15 protein-coding genes are annotated in these 18,524 nt (G+C 44.3%); 4 read left to right on the top strand and 11 right to left on the bottom strand.

Annotated features, from left to right (window positions below; genetic code table 11):
- Positions 1-44 precede the first annotated feature (44 nt).
- From RBI_RS12145 to RBI_RS12130, 4 genes are all read right to left on the bottom strand, one after another.
- Positions 45-806, bottom strand: coding sequence for an amino acid ABC transporter ATP-binding protein (locus RBI_RS12145; RefSeq protein WP_041337373.1), 762 nt, complete (start codon positions 804-806; stop codon positions 45-47).
- A gap of 11 nt (positions 807-817) precedes the next feature.
- The gene (locus RBI_RS12140) at positions 818-1,528 is read right to left on the bottom strand and encodes an amino acid ABC transporter permease (RefSeq protein WP_041337372.1); all 711 of its coding nucleotides are present in this window, start codon (positions 1,526-1,528) and stop codon (positions 818-820) included.
- Between the two features lie 291 nt (positions 1,529-1,819).
- Positions 1,820-4,351 (bottom strand): AMP-binding protein, encoded by a 2,532-nt coding sequence (locus tag RBI_RS12135; RefSeq protein WP_041337371.1) that lies wholly within the window; start codon positions 4,349-4,351, stop codon positions 1,820-1,822.
- A gap of 20 nt (positions 4,352-4,371) precedes the next feature.
- Positions 4,372-4,815 carry a MarR family winged helix-turn-helix transcriptional regulator gene (locus RBI_RS12130; protein WP_051706899.1) on the bottom strand — a complete coding sequence of 148 codons (444 nt, stop codon included), beginning with the start codon at positions 4,813-4,815 and terminating at the stop codon, positions 4,372-4,374.
- Between the two features lie 214 nt (positions 4,816-5,029).
- Here RBI_RS12130 and nadA point away from each other — a divergent pair, with 214 nt between their 5' ends.
- Together nadA and RBI_RS12120 are read left to right on the top strand one after the other, a co-directional pair.
- The gene (nadA, locus tag RBI_RS12125; protein WP_041337370.1) at positions 5,030-5,953 is read left to right on the top strand and encodes a quinolinate synthase NadA; all 924 of its coding nucleotides are present in this window, start codon (positions 5,030-5,032) and stop codon (positions 5,951-5,953) included.
- A 4-nt stretch (positions 5,954-5,957) separates the two neighbouring features.
- Entirely contained in the window at positions 5,958-6,392 is a 435-nt protein-coding gene (locus RBI_RS12120; RefSeq protein ID WP_041337369.1) for a GNAT family N-acetyltransferase, read from the top strand.
- 309 nt (positions 6,393-6,701) lie between these two features.
- Here RBI_RS12120 and RBI_RS12115 read toward each other — a convergent pair whose 3' ends face one another.
- Positions 6,702-7,856 (bottom strand): glycoside hydrolase family 5 protein, encoded by a 1,155-nt coding sequence (locus RBI_RS12115; RefSeq protein WP_041337368.1) that lies wholly within the window; start codon positions 7,854-7,856, stop codon positions 6,702-6,704.
- 238 nt (positions 7,857-8,094) lie between these two features.
- Here RBI_RS12115 and RBI_RS12110 point away from each other — a divergent pair, with 238 nt between their 5' ends.
- On the top strand, positions 8,095-8,664 hold the full coding sequence (locus RBI_RS12110; RefSeq protein ID WP_041337367.1) for a hypothetical protein: 570 nt from the start codon (positions 8,095-8,097) through the stop codon (positions 8,662-8,664).
- Between the two features lie 51 nt (positions 8,665-8,715).
- Here the strand turns inward: RBI_RS12110 and RBI_RS12105 are convergent, their stop codons facing one another.
- The 4 genes from RBI_RS12105 to secA all read right to left on the bottom strand — a co-directional run bounded on the left by RBI_RS12105 (position 8,716) and on the right by secA (position 14,753).
- Entirely contained in the window at positions 8,716-9,414 is a 699-nt protein-coding gene (locus tag RBI_RS12105; RefSeq protein WP_041337366.1) for a PHP domain-containing protein, read from the bottom strand.
- The gene (locus RBI_RS12100) at positions 9,414-10,583 is read right to left on the bottom strand and encodes an AGE family epimerase/isomerase (RefSeq protein ID WP_041337365.1); all 1,170 of its coding nucleotides are present in this window, start codon (positions 10,581-10,583) and stop codon (positions 9,414-9,416) included. Before RBI_RS12100 ends, RBI_RS12105 begins: the two co-directional genes overlap by 1 nt.
- Positions 10,584-10,647: 64 nt before the next feature.
- Positions 10,648-11,910, bottom strand: coding sequence for a DUF1015 domain-containing protein (locus RBI_RS12095; RefSeq protein WP_041337364.1), 1,263 nt, complete (start codon positions 11,908-11,910; stop codon positions 10,648-10,650).
- A 68-nt stretch (positions 11,911-11,978) separates the two neighbouring features.
- Entirely contained in the window at positions 11,979-14,753 is a 2,775-nt protein-coding gene (gene secA / locus RBI_RS12090) for a preprotein translocase subunit SecA (RefSeq protein WP_051706898.1), read from the bottom strand.
- 262 nt (positions 14,754-15,015) lie between these two features.
- Between secA and RBI_RS12085 the strand changes: the two genes are divergently transcribed.
- The gene (locus tag RBI_RS12085) at positions 15,016-15,948 is read left to right on the top strand and encodes an IS481 family transposase (protein ID WP_038671504.1); all 933 of its coding nucleotides are present in this window, start codon (positions 15,016-15,018) and stop codon (positions 15,946-15,948) included.
- A 76-nt stretch (positions 15,949-16,024) separates the two neighbouring features.
- On the opposite strand, the gene RBI_RS12080 is transcribed toward RBI_RS12085, so the two are convergent.
- Together RBI_RS12080 and RBI_RS12075 are read right to left on the bottom strand one after the other, a co-directional pair.
- Positions 16,025-16,744 (bottom strand): N-acetylmuramoyl-L-alanine amidase, encoded by a 720-nt coding sequence (locus RBI_RS12080; protein ID WP_041337363.1) that lies wholly within the window; start codon positions 16,742-16,744, stop codon positions 16,025-16,027.
- Positions 16,745-16,917: 173 nt separating this feature from the next.
- Complete coding sequence (locus RBI_RS12075; protein WP_041337362.1) at positions 16,918-18,471, bottom strand: NPXTG-anchored protein; 1,554 nt, start codon at positions 18,469-18,471, stop codon at positions 16,918-16,920.
- Positions 18,472-18,524 lie beyond the last annotated feature (53 nt).

The following is an 18,524-nucleotide window of genomic DNA, read 5'->3' as shown; positions in this document are numbered from 1 at the left end:
CAGAAAACGTTATCATTTTTTGCTTTTTACAACAATTGTCAGTCCTATCTGTCATTGAATCTCTGCAAGAACTGCTTTGTTCTTTCGTTCTGGGTCTGACCGAAAACTTCCTCCGGAGTACCCTCCTCCACGATATAGCCGTCGTCCATAAAGATAACATGGTTTGCCACATCACGGGCAAATGCCATTTCATGGGTGACTATTACCATGGTCATTTTCTCTTTGGCAAGCTCTTTTATTACCTTTAAAATCTCCCCTGTAAGCTCAGGGTCAAGTGCGGAGGTCGGCTCGTCAAAGAAAAGTATCTGCGGCTTCAAAGCCAATGCTCTTGCGATAGAAACACGCTGCTGCTGACCGCCTGAAAGCTCGCATGGATAAGACTTGCCTTTAGTTTCGAGTCCCATTTTTTTCAAAAGCTCCTCACAGTTGGCTTTGGCTTCCGCTTTTGGCTGTTTAAGGACATGGAGAGGTGCTTCCATTATATTCTGATTTACAGAAAAGTGCGGAAAAAGGTTGAAATTCTGGAACACAAGACCTATTTTCAGGCGGATATCCCTGAGGGTCTTAGAGGGTGCATACACTGCCTTGCCGTTTTCCGTGTGGAACATATTCACGCCGTCAACGTTTATCTCTCCGCCGTCTGCTTTTTCAAGCTGGTTTATACAGCGCAGAAGCGTTGATTTACCGCTGCCTGACGGACCTATTATTGCGACTACCTCGCCCACCTCAACGTTAAAAGAAATATCTTTGAGTACCTTAAGGCTGTCAAAGCTCTTAGAAATATTTTTCACTTCAAGAATAGCCATATGAGTTCTCCTTATTTATAATAATCGAATTTCTTTTCGATAACGGCAAATGCCACCGTCACGATAGCGTTGAGTACGAAATAGAATGCGCCTGCGATAAAAAGCGGTGTTATTGAGCTATACAGGTTCATCTGCTGTTTTGCCTTCATTGTTATCTCAGCGAATGCGATAACGTTTGCGAGAGAGGTATCCTTTACAAGGACGATGACCTCATTCGATGTGGCAGGGATAACACGCTTTGTGACCTGGGGCAGGATTATTCTAAAAAATGTCTGCATTTTCGTCATGCCGAGCATTGAAGCCGCTTCGTACTGTCCCTTTGGGATAGCCTCGATACCACCTCTGAATATCTCTGCGAAATACGCCGCATAGTTAAGGACAAATGCCGTAACAAGGGCGATAAACATATAGTTCTCGTTGTTTTTTATATTGGTAAGCACGTCATATACACCGCCTGTTTTGCCCTGCTTTGCAGCACTTGCGATAATAAGCGGCACCGCATAGTAGATAGCGATTATCTGAAGCATGAGCGGTGTGCCACGCATGACAAGTATATAGAGATTTGTCAGCCACGAGATAGGCTTGAAGCGGCATTTTTTCAGCATTGTCACAAGCACTCCCACAGGTATTGAAAGCACGATGGTCCATGCGAAAAGCTTCAGTGTATTAGGCAGGAACTCCAGCAGGATCTCCGTGACCTTTTTTACTTCCTCAAAAGTCATAAATATTCATTCCTTAACAAAATATTACGATAACACGTCACCGTATCAGCGTATTAATACATTATACTACATATTTTGCGACTTGTCAAACGGAAAGAGTGAGGAATGAGGAGTGAGGAATGAAGGTATCGCCTGCGGCGATGATTTTTTTATTGCGAACTGCGTTCGTACAATTAACTCACCAACGTTCTTATTAACTTACCTCTTGAAGTATCTCAAACCACAGCTATGCTAATTCCTCATTCCTCATTCCTAATTCCTCATTTGTCATTCCTCACTCCTCACTTTAAATCAGTTCTCTTCGTTTTTCAAGGCAAGCACAGAATCACGGACTTTCGCCATAAGCTCTTCGGGGGTTTCGCCATTAGGATAAATAGGCTCACCGTAAACGACTTTTACTTTATATTTGCTAAGACGCTTCCAGTTGAAAAGCCTTGGGAGCTTTCTGTCTGGTGGGAATATCTCGTGTCCGCCTTTGATGTAGGCTGGTACTATAGGTACATTGGCTTCGATAGCAAGGACGGCTGCACCGCTTTTGAACTTGCCCATTTCACCAGTTTTGCTTCTTGTACCCTCCGGGTGAACTAGCACACCCCATTTCTGACCAAGCTTTTTACGCAGAGCCGCCATGGTTTCGTCTACTCTTCCGCCCCTGTCAACAGGCACCATACCGCCTATTCTTACTATAAGTCGGCTGGCTAAACTGCCGTTGAAAAGCTCTTTTTTTGCCATACAGCAAAATTTTGCAAAACGCTCGTATCTGAAATTCAGGGTGAGGAAGATAAAATCAAAATTTGAAACGTGATTTGCACAGATTATATAACCGTCCTTATCAGGTAGATTTTCCTCGTTGGTGACCTTGACTTCATAGAAGGCTGTCACAAGATTTCTGTAAAAGCGGTAAATACGATAGTCTATCTTTTTCTTGTCCAGAGGATAGAGCATTGATTTCACAGTCTGCGGTTTTATGCGGTTTGGGTTTTGAACGAGGGCGATAAGCTTGCCCACTGTCATGTTCTTATCCATACAGCCGTCAACACGCACGCCGCTGAACTCCTCTATCTCCAATGCAAGCTCGATAGCTGAGAGGGAGTCTATGGTGAACTCCTGCAAAAATTTTGTACTGAACTTGACTTCATTCGGCTGAACGTGTGCTATTTTTGCCACGGCGTTTCTCACCATTGACGGGATATCCGACGGGTCGATACTATTTTTCGCCTGCTTTGTAAGGCTGTCAAGGTTATCCTCCATGACCATTTTCTTCAGCAGATAACGCTTTGGCTTGCCGATAGCTGTTCTTGGTATAGAATCCACAAAATGTATGCCGCTTAGCTTCATTGCCTGACCTGCGGAGGAGCTTATCTCTTTTAGCTTTTCTTCCGTCTGCTCACGCTTATCCTCAGCACAGACCACAAAGGCGTGCACCTCGTCATAGCTTCCCTCTTTCGCAGGCACTCCGCAGACCACAAGCTCGTCAACGCTCTCGATGCCCCTATAGACCTGTTCGATATCGTCAGGGGCTGCTTTTTTGCCTGTGGACAGGACGATATTTTCTTTACATCTGCCGAGAATGACGATATTTTTATGCTTATCGAACTTTGCAAGGTCGCCTGACTTGAACCAGCCGTCAGGATTGAAAGCTTCATCTGTGGACTTTTTGTCGCCATAGTAGCCTATCATCATATAAGGTGACTTTATGAGAAGCTCACCGCTGCGGTCTATCTTCACTTTGATATCGGGGTACGGCTTGCCGCAGGTGTCAGCATAGACGTGCTTGCCATATGTGCCGATAGTTGGTATGCTCGTTTCGGTCGCACCGTAGTTGTTCACAATATTAAAGCCTGTGCCGTAGAAGAAATCAAATGTATCCTTTGACATCGGCGAGCCTGCGGAGCAGAGAAATCTAAGCTCACCGCCCAAGGCTTTGTGTATCTTTGCAAAGATCTTTTTGCCGCTGTTTATGCCGTAGATCTTACGCTGATGAAGTGCAACAGGAAACATTTTCTTGAAAAGTGCTGAAGATACTTTGCTTGCGTTGATCTGCTGCATTATCTGGGTTTTCAAAAGCTCATAGACCTTTGGCACACCCGGAAAAACTGTCGGCTTGAAGTTTTGGAAGCCTGCGGAAAGACCCTTTGCGGAGAGAGACTCAATAAAGCACACTGTTCCACCTGTGAGGAGTGGGGCTAAGACCTGTGCAAAAAGTCCGTAGATATGGCTGTTTGGCAGGATTCCGAGATAGCGTTCGTTATCGGTTATGCCGTTGCACTGGCAGACCATTTTACAGGAATTTATCTGAGAATCGTGGGTGTGCATGATGCCTGAGGCTGTCCTTGTCGTACCGCTGGAAAAGATTATCACTGCGATATCAGGGTCGCCTACTTCACCTTGGCGGAGTATATTTTCCCCTGAACCGTCTAGTCTGTCAAGCTGGTTTTGGATATCGAGAACAGGTATATTTTTCACGCTTGTAAGCTTCTTTGCCGCCTTTTGAGAAGCGACAACGCACACAGGCTGTGACTTTTTCACCAGTGCGACAAGCTCTGCCGCAGGAAGCGAATAATCCAAAAGGACGGCTGTGGCGTTTAGCTTTGCACAGGCGAGAAATGCGATATTCCACTCAGGTCTGCCCTCAGAGGCGATACAGACCCTATCCCCTGCCACGACGCCCAAGGCTTTAAGGCGGCTGCAAAAAACATCAGCCTGTTGCAAAGTTTGTCCGAATGTATATTCCTTTGTTTCACCCTCGTCATTCATCATCACGAGAGCGGTCTTGCTATAGCGGTTTATTGCCGTTTTTCTAAATTCGTTATAAATGTTCATGGCAGTTTCCTTTCCGCACCTCAGATTTTCTGAGAGTTGCCCTTCATTGTATGTTCAAGTGCCTCGACAGCTTTTTCGGAGCTGTCAAGGAGGTTTTTGAGATTTTCCTCACCCAGTGCGTCAACGAACACGCTGAAATATTTTTCAAGACGCTGCTGCTTTTCTTCAATGGATTTTTCACCTTTTGGGAGGAGTTTCACCTGCACACGGCGTTTATCCTCAGGGTCACGCACAAGGCTAACAAAGCCTTTTTTCTCCATTGCACTGAGCACTGACGTTGCTCGCTGACGTGATATCATAAGGTCACGGCTTATGTCTGAGGGGTAGACTATGCCCTCGGCTGTGCTAAGATAGACTATCACTTTGCTTTCGCCCTGAAAAAGCTCTGCAAGGTCGTCCATATATCCTGTTTCAAAAAATCGTCTGAAAACTTCTCCAAAACGCTGGGCTGTTTTATCGTTCATTGTTATTCCTCCAAATGTCAAGGCGGTTGATTGTCAACACTGTTGATTATACACCCTGTTAATGAATTTGTCAAGTGCTATGGGCGGTATGGTACAAATGCCCTTGACAAAATGTCTATATCATACTATAATAATATGGTATAAATCTTTCGGCAAATGCCGAAACACCGAAAGGAGGATATGCTTTTCAAAGGTCGAAAGGCATGATCTGGATATGATAAAGGACGTACAGGAAAAAATTCTTCAGTTAAAGAAAGAAAACGATATTTGTATACTTGCGCACAGCTATCAGGCTAAGGAGATAGTGGAGGTAGCAGATATTACGGGTGATTCATACAAGCTAAGCGTTGAGGCGCAGAAGGTCTCAAACAAGAATATACTTATGTGCGGAGTGCATTTTATGGCTGAGGCGGCAAAAATGCTCAACCCTGACAAGAACGTATATCTTGCAAATCCATCGGCAGGCTGTCCAATGGCAGAGCAAATGGAACCTGAGATGATAGAAATGATAAAGGCGCAGGAGCCTGACAGAAAGGTAGTATGCTACATAAACACCACAGCTGCACTCAAGAGGGTTTGCGACGTTTGCGTTACTTCCTCGTCTGCGGTGAAGATAGTAAAGAACATGGACGCTGACAAGATACTGTTCATTCCTGACTGCAATCTTGGTGCATTCGTAAAAAAAGCCTGTCCTGAAAAGGATATAATGCTTTTGCAGGGCGGATGTCCTGTTCATGCGTCGGTAACAAAGGCTGACATGATAGCGGCTAAGACGGCTCACCCTGATGCACTGGTGCTTTGTCACCCTGAGTGTATCCCTGCGGTAAGCGAAATGGCTGATTATGTTGGTTCAACTTCTGGAATAATGAATTTTGCGGCAGAGTCTGACGCAAAGGAGTTCATCATAGGCACTGAGATATCTATTGCGGAGCATTTGCAGTACAGATTCCCTGAGAAGGAGTTTTACGTACTCTCAAAGAAGATACTTTGTCCTAACATGAAGCTCACCACTCTTATGGACGTTTACAAGACCTGCGAGGGCATCGGCAACGGCGGTGGTTTTGAGATAAAAATGACAGACGAGGAGATAACCTCTGCAAGAAAATGTATCGACGAAATGATACGTCTTGGGGGCTGATATAATGGATAATTACACCATAAAGATCGCAAAAGGGCTTGCAAACAACGCAGACGCCAGGCTCATAAGACAGCAGGTATTCGTTGAGGAGCAGGGCTTTGTGAACGAATTTGACGATATTGACGCTAAGGCTTATCATGCTGTTATTTACACGGGCGGATATCCCATTGCAACAGGCAGGCTGTTTGACGAAAACGGTGAGGCGCACATTGGACGCATCTGCGTGAGAAAGGCATATCGTGGCAGAGATCTTGGCAGAATGATAGTGGAAGCCCTTGAAAAGCAGGCTGAAAAAGTGGGCTACAAGGAAGTCGGCTTATCGGCGCAAACGAGAGTACAGCCTTTCTATGAAAAGCTTGGCTACACGGCATATGGTGATGTTTACAAGGACGAATACTGTCCGCACATTGCAATGAAAAAGACCCTTTCAGGGGAATAGATATGAAAAAGGACGACTTGGGGTCGTCCTTTTTTTGTGGCGTTTAATGAACAAAACAGTTTGTGATTGAAACGAACGAGAGTGGCGGGACGTCGAGGGCGCCGTCCCCTACACAAAAAAATTGCGCCGCTCCCCTACATAAATGTATTGATAAAAAACGATAATAATATAAATTTTTGTAGGGGCGAACAGCGTTCGCCCGTTTACCGCAAGATTGCCCACCGCTCGCAAGATATCAATTCGCCCCACAAAAATTGCACATAATTTGCGCACAAAAAAAGGACGGAAGCGATTCCGTCCTTGATTTTTTTAGCTATTTACTGTTTCCTTGATAGCGTCAACTATTTCAGGGAAATACCAGCCGCCCTCGGATCTGTTGAGAAGTCCGAAGTTCTCACCGTTTCCTATTCTTGTGCCGTTATCCCACCAACAGCATGGTACGCCATACTGCTTTGCGGTGCTGAGATAATCCTTTACACACTGAACTCTTGCTTCTGTATTAGCCTTATTTACAGAGCCGAACTCACCGATTATTACAGGTATTCCCTTGCTGAGGAACACTTCATTGATATCGGTAAAGAGTGTTGTGATAGAAGAGTCGATACTTGTATACTGGTCTGTGCCTGCGGTATCAAGTGCAAATGAATATGGCAGATAAGCGTGGATAGAAACTATTATCTTATCGTCGCCCTGCGGAACTTCGAGGGCTTCCATGTTCTGTCTTGATGATGATGCGGCATATGGTGTTACCATTATACATCTGTTAGGGTTGTTTCCGCCAGAAGCACGGACTGTTTCGACGAACGCCTTTGCATACTGATTTACGACCTCTCTTGACTCAGCGTCGCCTATCCACTCGTTGCCCTCGCCTCTAAGTCTAGGCTCGTTCACGCCCTCGAAAATGAGGTGTTCGTCATAGCCCTGAAATCTGTCGCATATCTGCTTCCAGAGGGCTTTGAGCTGCTCTATATCCTTATCGGCACGGTCTTTCTTAGGCATATACCACTCCTCGTGGTGGGTGTTGAGGATAACGAACATTCCGTTGTCGATACCGTAATCGACAATTTCCTGAACTCTGTTCATCCATGCTTCGTCAACTGTATAGTTCTCGTCCATGTGAGTACCCCATGAAACAGGAAGTCTGAACACGTTGAAGCCTGCGTCCTTGACCTGGTCTATCATCAATTTTGTGGTTTCCACATTTCCCCATGAGGTTTCAGCGTCAACGCCTGAGCCGCCTGTGGAATCCATGGTATTGCCAAGACTCCAGCCCACTTTCATCTGAGCCACAAGGTCTTTTGCAGTGGTCACTGTCATAGGGTCATTGGTATGCTTCTGAGTATTTTCTGTAGCTGAGGAATCTTTCTCAGCCTTTGAGGAGTTGTCCGAACTGCCACAGGCTGTCATCATTGATACGCCCATTGCAAGGGAAAGCACTGCTGCAAGTAGTCTTTTGATTTTCATATTTTGGTTTTCCTTTCTCACCATATAAAATAATAACATTTATATTTTAGCTCATTAATGTGGATTTGTCAATAGGAATAATAAAATTAGATAAACGCACAAAGTTCTGTTGAAATGTGACTATATATACAAAATTTGTTTTTTGTTATTCATTTTGCCCATTGACAATTATAATCATAAACTGTATAATTTAAACATAGAGTATTTAATTTGAAAATTATATGGGGGGGGTACAACTATGAAAGCTAAACACGTTGGCATAATAATATGGATAATCGTTGCTGCCTCTTTTATATTTTGTTTTTGGTATTTTGGCATAAAGAACATAGTTTCTTCTGATGAACCTGAAGATGATGAAAGCGGGATAAATACCTTTAACTACAGCTGTCCCCATGACGATACCTATCAGGAACCAACGCTGAATATGGGAAAATATTATCCAAACGGAGATACAAGCAAAGATTATTTTATAATAGGAGAAAACAACACTCTGAAATACAGCGGAGATTCGGAATATCTTTGCAATAAGCTGTTTACGTTTTATGACGAGACCGCAAAGCAGGATACGATAAAAATGTGGTCTGAAACCAGAACATATACTATTAAAACCTATCACGAAGCAAGAGATCAGATACTAATTGAATTTGACTATGGAAAACATGAAAATGCTTTCGCTTTAGCATTTAATTATGTTGATGAAAACACATTCGTCGCCGTTGATACTTACATTCGTGTTCCCGACGATTCTGCCGCTGAATCGGAATCTTATTCCGACGATGTTTCGGTAAATGAAAGCAAAATTTCATAGTAAAAAAAACTTCAATGGCGAAAAAACGTCATTGAAGTTTTTATTTATGTTTTATGTTTCAGCCGGCTTTTCCGGAATTATCGGGGTAAGCTTTCCGTCACAGAGAAATTCTATGTAATCTTCTATGGAATTGATAGGCTCGTCAGTTGCAACACCGCTGATACGGCTGTCCTCCACCCACAGGTGGTGATTGTCCGTACCGCCTGTTTGCTTGAAGCCGAACTGTTCGGCATACCACTTTGCACGCTGATTATAGACCTCTTTGCCGTTGCCGCTGTTATAGACCTCAACGCCGTCTATCCACTTCGGCAGGAGCTTTATTTCATGGATATACCAATCCGCTTCACGAAAAGGGTGGGCATGGACTAACACGCCACCTGCTTTATGCACTCTGTCGGCAAACTGATAAAAGCTTATATCACTGATGTTATCATTGGCAAGAAGAAAGTCCTTGTCGATACCATAGGTCAAAAGGTCTGCGCCAAAGTAAGAATACTCCAGACCGAAAAAGACTTTCAGACCTATCTTGTCACCCACTTCTTTGGCATTCTCATAGCCCTTGCAGAACTTGTTCACTCTGTCCTCCCAACTGTCAAAGTTGGTGACAGCACAGTTGCCGTTGAAAAAGTGATCGGTGACGATGATCCCGTCATAGCCTAGGGCTTTATAACGCCTTGCCTGCTCTGCTCCGCTTGCAGAGGCACAGCCGCTTCCCTCGGCGGTATGCAGGTGTGTTTCATACCTGAACATCAGAAGTCCACGCCTCTGTTGATGACCTCCATGCACATTCTGCCGTTATGATAAGGGCATTTCCATGGACCTACTATCTCTTTCCAATCATGCGGCTTATGGTCATAGGAAACCTCGGCATACCACTCTGAGCCTTCTCTCTTGTCGATTATCTCAGCCTTGATATATTCCCACACGCTTCTTGCACTTTCAAGGAACTTCTTTTCTCCGCTGTGCTGATAAGCGTTGATGAAGCCAACAACAGACTCGGCTTCTACCCACCATACACGCTTCTTGTCTATCTTATCGTTCTCACGCTCGTTGTTCAGTGCGCCGTTATCAAGGGCGATGTTCTGAATATTATGAGAGATCTTAAGATCCATTTCAGCAAACTGCTTTTTAAGCTCCTCGTCACCCAAAGTATCGCAGGCAAGGTCCATAAGCCATGTTGCTTCGATATCGTGACCAAATGAATGGATATCTCCCACAAGGTCAAACTTTGTGTCAAAGAAAACTTTCAGAGCGTTTGTTTCAGGAGTATAAACAATATCTCTCATCTGACCAAGCTGGAATTTAAGCCTTTTAGCAACTTCCTCGTTGTGGTCTGCCTTATAAAGCTCGGTATAAGCTTCGATAAGGTGGAGGATAGCGTTCATTGTCTTATCAGCATGCAAGCCATTCTCAGAAAGAGCGTCATTTGATACCAGGTTCCACTGTCTGTCAAAAGCTTCTCTGTAGCCATACTCGTCGAGAGTGTTGTTCTCGATATCGTGGAAAAGCTTATATGCAAGCTCCAGAGCTTCCTTATCTCCGCTTGCGTTATAGTAGCATGACAGTGCATAGATAGCAAATGCGATGTTGTATGTATGCTTCATAGTGTCGGCAGGCTCACCCTTATAGTTCATCATCCAATAAACTCCGCCGTACTCATAGTCGATACAGTGGTTTTTGATAAACTCGTAAGCGTGGCGTGCGTTGTCAAGAAGTGTCTTATCGCCCAGAGTGATATACGCTTTTGAATAGAACCAAAGTATTCTTGCGTGGAGGATAACGCCCTTATCAGCCTGCTTATCCAGCTTGAGGTCATAGCTCATAAAGCCGTAAAATCCACCGTTCTCATCATCTCTCAGCTTGTTCCAGAAGGGAATGATATGTCCTGTAAGTTCCTTTTTGACTTCTTCAATTATCATCGTAAAAACTCCTTTTAAAATATATTGTCTACGATTTTTCTATTTCAACATTTCTTTAATTTTTCTATTTCAATATTTTCCTTGCCTCAACATAAAATCTCTTATCCTCGGCATGACCCATGGAGAACGTTTTTCTTGGCAGTGCGCCGTCAACGATAACTGTAGGGAAAAGCTCTTCCTTGCCCATGTCAGGGAGCATAAAGCCTATGGAATTTTCCTTTGTGGAAAGCTCTCTTATGACCTCTGCACCGTGGATATAATCCACCTTGCCGCCCTTTTCCTTGATATAGCTGTCAAGGAAATTCTGCAATGAGCCGACAGTAAGCTTTGAAGTCGGCTTATGTATATAGAGCGTCTTTTCCTCGCCATTGTCGCAGACAACTATTGCCTGCTCTGCCTTTTCCTCAGAAAGCTCAAGAGCCGCTGTCATTTCGCTCATAAGAGCCTTTGTGTCAACGTCTGTAACTATCCTATGGATAGCTTCAAATTCAAGTGCAGGCGAATGGAGATTCACTATCTCCACAAGGGCATATCTGCAAAGAGCATTGCTCATGTCCTTATCAGGGTTCTCTCTCTTCTGCTCCTCGTAAAACTCCTTTGCAGTAGCAAGAGAATGGTTGCCGTCACCCATTGCGTAGACAAGCGGTGAAGTTTCCTTAAGACCATACTTTGTATTGAAAGCGTCGATATCACCAAGCTTTTCAAGTGCGGCTATTATCTTTTCCTGCATAGGCTTTTCAATAAGATAGCCTGCGATATGACCACCCTTTTTCATAAGGTCAAAGTCATAGAGCTTTTTCATCTCTGCCTTGTGAGCCTCCAGCGGCTCGACAACGCTTTTTTCTGTATCGTCAACGAGTATCATGATATGCGGCAGCTCAACAGGTGCGCCACGTCTTACCTTTATTCTAGGCGGTATTCTCTCCACAACTGTGGCTTCTGTTGCTCTTACGGCAGACTTCGAGCCTTTGCGGTAGTCATACTCTTCAAGGTCGATAGCGCCAACAATGCCCGCTCTGACCTTTCCGTCAGACTGTGTTCTTTCAACGTATATCATAGCGTCCTTATACTCTTCAAAAACGCCCTCGCTGATATAGCTGTCCATATTCTTATGTATGTCGGCTATTCTTTCATCAACGTTATCGTCCTCCAGATAGACCTCAGGCAGGATAAGGTTCAGTGCGCTTTTTGCACCCTCTGTTATCTTTTCCACGTCAGCCCAATACTCAGGCTCAGAGGTATACTGGTCGCAGGCAACCACTGCCCATTTTGACATATCGGCGTTCTTAGGCAGAAGTATATCTGCGCTTTTAAATGCTGTTGACATTTCACTACACTCCTATTATTCTTATATCCAAAACAGGACGGCTGTTTTCACCGTCCTGCATATTGTTTTTATTTCTCAGAGCTGTCAGAGCTATTCTCTGCCTGCTCGGCTTCGTCAGCCTGTACACCGTTTCCAGCACCACAGCAGTTCTTATACTTCTTGCCGCTTCCGCATGGGCAAAGATCGTTCCTGCCCGGCTTCTTAGCCTTTCTTACGGTCATGTTATGATGCTCGCCCGGCTTGAGAACGTCCTCTCTCTTTGGAGCGGCGCTGTTCTTCCTTACCTGAATGGTGAACAACATTCTTACAGTGTCCTCACGGATAGAAGCTACCATATCGTCGAACATATCCATACCTTCCATACGATACTCGACTACTGGGTTCTTCTGACCGTATGAACGCAGACCGATACCCTTTTTCAGCTCGTCCATATCGTCGATATGTGCCATCCACTTTGTATCGACAACTTTAAGCAAAACAACTCTTTCTATCTCATGGAGAAGTTCCTGACCAAGGTCTTCCTCACGCTTTGCGTATATCTTCAAAGCTCTGTCTTCAAGGAGGTCGATTATATCCTTCTTTGTTATCTCGTCAAGCTCCTGTGGGGTATAGTTGAAGTCGTCCTCAACTGTGATTATGCCCATAAGTCTGTCCTTAAGACCCTGCAGGTTCCAGTTATCCTGAACGTCCTCGTCAGTGATATACATATTTACAGAATCCTCAACAAACTCCTTTATCATGCCGAGGATATTTTCATGGAGATCTTCTCCGTCAAGCACCTGCTGTCTTTGCTTATAGATTATCTCACGCTGTGTGTTCATAACGTCGTCGTAGTTAAGGACGTTCTTTCTGATGTTGAAGTTTCTGCCCTCTATCTTCTTCTGTGAGGACTCGATAACACTTGTGAGCATTTTTGACTGTATTGGGGTATTCTCGTCAACCTTGAAAGTATCCATCATAGCTGTTATTCTCTCGCCGCCGAAAATTCTCATAAGGTCGTCTTCAAGTGAGAGGAAGAATGTGCTTTCGCCCGGGTCGCCCTGACGGCCTGAACGTCCTCTAAGCTGATTGTCGATACGTCTTGACTCGTGTCTTTCTGTACCGATGATATAAAGTCCGCCTGCTTCTCTAACCTTTTCTGCAAGCTCCTTTACCTCTTCTGAATACTTTGCATAGAGCTTCTTATATTCTGCTCTTGCAGCCAGAACTTCCTCGTCCTGAGTATTTGAGAAACCTGCTGCCTCGACAGCCACTTCCTCAGAATAGCCCATTTTCTGAAGGTCTGCAAGTGATTTATACTCAGCGTTACCGCCAAGCATGATATCAGTACCACGTCCTGCCATGTTGGTAGCGATAGTAACCGCACCGTATTTACCTGCCTGTGCAACTATCATAGCCTCACGGTCATGGTGCTTGGCGTTAAGCACTTCATGCTTGATGCCCTTATTTTTCAGCAGTCTTGAAAGATACTCTGACTTCTCAACGGAAACAGTACCAACGAGGACAGGCTGTCCCTTTTTATGGCACTCTATTACCTGCTCGATAACGGCATTGAACTTGCCCTTTTCCGTTTTGAAAACAACGTCTGGGTGGTCAACTCTGATAACAGGCTTATTTGTCGGTATCTCGATAACGTCGAGCTTATAGATCTCTCTGAACTCGTCCTCCTCCGTAAGGGCAGTACCTGTCATACCTGACAGCTTGCCATAAAGACGGAAGTAGTTCTGATATGTTATAGTAGCGATAGTCTTTGACTCTCTTGCTATCTCAACGCCCTCTTTTGCTTCGATAGCCTGATGCAGACCGTCATTGAAACGTCTGCCCTGCATGATACGGCCTGTGAACTCGTCTACGATAAGAACTTCTCCGTCCTTAACAACGTAGTCGATATCCTTTTTCATAACGCCGTTTGCCTTGATAGCCTGATTGATGTGGTGGGCAAGGGTCATATTGTCAGCGTCCATAAGGTTTATAACGTTGAACGCCTTTTCTGCTTTCTTAACACCGCTCTTTGTAAGAGTTGCGGTCTTAGCCTTTTCGTCGATGATATAGTCGCCGTCCAGAAGGTCGTTATCTGCCTTATCGTCCATTTCAACAACTGTAACAGGTTTCAGTGTTTTTGCAAATCTGTCGGCAAGTGAATAAAGCTTTGTTGACTTGTCGCCCTGACCTGAAATGATAAGCGGAGTTCTTGCTTCGTCTATGAGGATAGAGTCCACCTCGTCCACGATAGCGAAAGCGTGCTCTCTCTGAACCTTATCTTTCTTATAGATAACCATGTTGTCACGGAGGTAATCAAATCCGAACTCGTTATTTGTACCATATGTAATATCAGCGTTATAAGCTTCCCTCTTCTGCTCCTTGTTCATGCCAGTAAGCACAACGCCGATAGAAGTGTTCAGGAAGTGGAACACCTTGCCCATTTCCTCAGACTGGAACTTAGCAAGATAGTCATTTACAGTTACAACGTGAACGCCATTTCCTGTAAGGGAGTTAGCATAAGCCGCCAGACAGGCAACGAGAGTTTTACCTTCACCTGTTTTCATTTCGGCGATACGTCCCTGATGAAGAACGATAGCACCGATTATCTGAACAGGGTAAGGCTTTTTGCCAAGCACTCTGAACGCAGCTTCACGGCAAACCGCAAGAGCGTCAGGAAGAACGTCATCAAGAGTTGAAAGCTCGTCCAGCTTGCCCCTCAGAATGGCAGTCTGTCCGCCCAGCTCCTCGTCAGACATATCGGCATACTTACTTTCAAGCTCGAGTACCTTATTCTTTATAGGCTCGATCTTGGCAAGCTCTTTTTTAGAATAGTTGCCGAATATTTTATCAAATAATCCCATGTTTCAATCCACCTTTATTTATTCTCCTGCCAGAATTTATGGCAGGAAAAAGTTAAAAAATATACTATGCTATAAATACACTATTATATTATACAATATCCCCTTTTAAAAGTCAAGCAATTTATGTGACGTTTTACAAACAAAAATGTAGTGCTACAATAGATATTGGACAAAATTAAGAAAAAAGAAAAGAGAGATAGGCAAAAATCTGATAAAATAAAGTTACCACACAAATACAAATCAGAAAGGAAGCCTATCTCTCATGAATAGTATAACACAAGATATGAAGTTTCGTCAATCCTTAATGAATTACGCAAAGAAATATGGAGTGAGCCGAGCGAGCAGAAAATACAATAAATCACGTTCATATATATATTTCTGGCTGAAACGCTGGGACGGAAGTGTGGAGTCCCTCGCAGTTAAATCACGCCGACCGCATCATCATCCCAACGAGCATACCAAGGAAGAAATAGATCTTATCAAAAGGTATCACAAACGAAACCCAACGCTTGAGCTTCCCGAACTATGGCATCGTCTCAGAAAACAAGGGTATACACGCTGTCTTGAAAGTCTTTACAGGGTTATGAAAAAACTAGGAATGCTTCCGAAAAAGCCGAAGAAAGCGACGTATAAACCAAAGCCATACGAGCAGATGACATATCCCGGAGAACGTGTTCAGGTGGACGTAAAGGTAGTTCCGAGAAAGTGTATAGCTGACCCAGAGATGAAGCTGTACCAATACACGGCGATCGATGAGTATACCAGGATAAGATTTTTATACGGATATGAGGAGCAAAGCACCTATTCTTCAGCAGACTTTGTAAAAAGGCTGGTGAAATGGTACAAACGCAGAGGAATAACGGTGAAATGTATTCAGACCGACAATGGATTTGAATTTACTAACCGCTTTTCGCCAAGCAAAAGAGACAAGAAAACGCTGTTTGAGAATACGCTCTCACAACTTGGCATTGAACACAAACTCATTCGTCCATATACGCCCAGGCACAATGGCAAAGTAGAGCGCAGTCACCGAGAAGATCACAACAAATTCTATTCGTGCCATAGGTTTTATTCCTGCGACGACTTAAACGTGCAGCTAGCTGCACGTTTAAGTCGAACAAACAACCGTCCTATGCGTCCCCTCAAATGGTTTTCGCCTATCGAATTTCTTAATAATAGTGTCCAATATGATTGACAAACCTACATTTATGTGACGTTTTACAAACAAAAAACGACGGACAGTGTTTTCTCACTGCCGCCGCACCAATGGACTATTTCTGCATTAGCCTGTATTCGCTGATACCTGTCAGCACTGTAAACGCCACCTGACGCTGATAGTCCTCATTCTCCAATTTCTGAGCCTCCTCAGGGTTTGAAAGAAAACCGCACTCTATCATAACCGCAGGATTTTTGGTATTATTAAGTAGATAAAGCTCGTCGCCTACCGGCTTAGTTTCTCTGGTATTGTCAGGCTGTAAAAGGGAAACGAACTGCTTTTGCATCACTCCCGCAAGCTTTTCACCCTCGGCATTGTCTTTAGAATAGAACATCTGCGCACCGCTGTAGCGGCTGTCGGTAAACTGATTTTGGTGTATGGAAACTGATATGCCCTCGGAATATTTCGAGAATATGGCAAGGCGGTTTTTCATATCGGACTTTTTCTGCTCCCCAAGCCCCTCTGTGCCTTTGTCATAGATAGAGATATCGCTTTCACGGGTGCAAACAACATCATAGCCGAGAAGCTTCAGACCGTCACGGAGGCTTTCCGCCACCGCAAGGTTTATCCCCTTTTCAGGTGTGCCGTCAACGGATACACAGCCTCCGTCCACACCACCGTGACCTGGGTCGATGACCACCACAGGCTTATCCATGGTCGTTTTCACCGCCCCACCTGTCATGACGGCTTCACCGTTGTTTTTGCCATACCAGCACACTGCCGCAAAGCCTGCTATCACCACACAGCACAAAATATTCTGCAATCTTCTGAACATATATCCGCCCTCCTAGTTTTTGTCCTTTGTACAAGTTATGCGGACAAAGGACGGCTTATGCAAAAAAATCACCGCACCACGAGAGGGTACGGTGATAAAATATTCAGCACGCAGATAATATGCCAATATACGGGTGAACGCTGTTCACCTCTGCATATGTTAGGCTGAAAAGACTATTTCTTTTTACGCTTTGCACATATCGCCAAACCTGCTCCAGCGGCTATTATTGCGGCTGTAACGCCTGCCGCCGCACCTGTTGACGGATTTGTTGACGAATCGGTATTATAATTCTTTGAAGCCTGAGAGCCTGCTGTTTTGTCAGGGTTAGAAATATCATTTGAAGTGTTCTTCTTTTCTACATATGTAAAGCTTGCTCCGCCCACAACGTCACCAAGCTTATAATCGTCATATGACTCTGCAAGGGTGCCTTCATTATTAGGGACTTTGTTTTCGCCCATGGTGCTTATTGTTACAGAAAGCTCATCATAGTCGCTGTTAAGCTTTGCAAGATACGCCTGAAACTCCTCTGATGTGGCTTTCTTTCCCTCGATGGTGTATGAAGTCACGCCTTTTTTGCTGTCATATTCTGCGGTGCAGATATCAGCGGTGAGACATTCACCAAGACAGCCAAAAAGCTTTCTCACTGCGTAATGCTCCTTGCCGTCCTCTGCATATCTATCCTCTGAGAGGTATGTTTTTTCGCCAGTCTGCTTGTTTACATAAGGCTTGAAGCCGAAGCCGTTCTCACCGTCGCCATGGTCGTTCGACACATTGGTATCCGCCAAAAAGCCAGCATTGCCCATACCGATAACGTCATAAAGCCTTAAAGCAGTACCTTCATCTAAGAGGTCTGCAATACCGCCGATAACAAAGTCAGGAACGCCGTCAAAGTTTAAATCCTCAAACCAACTGTTATAGCTCCAATCAACATCATCAGCAATTTCAGAAGGAACGTCAACCATCATCTCTTTAAGAAGATCGTTCATCTCGACTATTACGCTTGTCATATCGTCCTTTTTGTTCTCCGCCGTCATGACAACGCAGTTATACTCGTTATACATTTCCAGAAGCTTATCAGCGTCAGCCTTTGCAGTTTCATCTGATGTCAGCTCTGTATTTTCCACTTCAAGAGGGATAAATCTGCTGAGGGTGGATTTATAGTTATAATACTCGCTCTCGCTGACCTCTTTGCCGTCTGTTTTGTAAACAGTGCTGTCAGTTTCCAAATCGTATTCTTCCGAGCAAAGCTCCTTTTCAGTAACGCCTTTTTCAGGGTCAAAGGTCATAGTTTTTATCTTATCGTTACTTGAAAAATATGATACCTTCCCTGTATAAAGATCTCTGTAAGGCATATAATCAAAGCCCATAAATCCCGGAAAATACTGTCCGTTTGCAACAGTGTCATCTATCTTTATCTCCTTGCCGTCCTTGGTAAGAATAGAATAATGTCTGTCGCCGTCAGCCATTTCGCCACCTATTATAAACTCAGGCACACCGTCATAATCCAGATCCATGAACCATGAGCCATAGTCGAAATAGGTCTTATCGCCGTCTGCAACACTGTCCATACTCTTTAAAATATCAGGCAGCTTGCCGTCTATGAAATTGACGAAGTCTTCTCCTGCGTCCTTATCAAGAACATAGGAAGCGTCTGCCGAAGCTGTAGTGAACATCATGCTCGCTGACATAATGACCGCAATTGCCGCCGCACTTATCTTTTTTATCATACATATCACCCCATAAAATAGTTTTCATACATATACCTACTTAATATTTCATA

The sequence above is a fragment of the Ruminococcus bicirculans (ex Wegman et al. 2014) genome (assembly GCF_000723465.1).
Classification (GTDB): Bacteria; Bacillota; Clostridia; order Oscillospirales; family Ruminococcaceae; genus Hominimerdicola; species Hominimerdicola aceti.
Note: the sequence above shows the minus strand (reverse complement) of the source record. Positions and strands in the feature narration are given on the sequence as shown.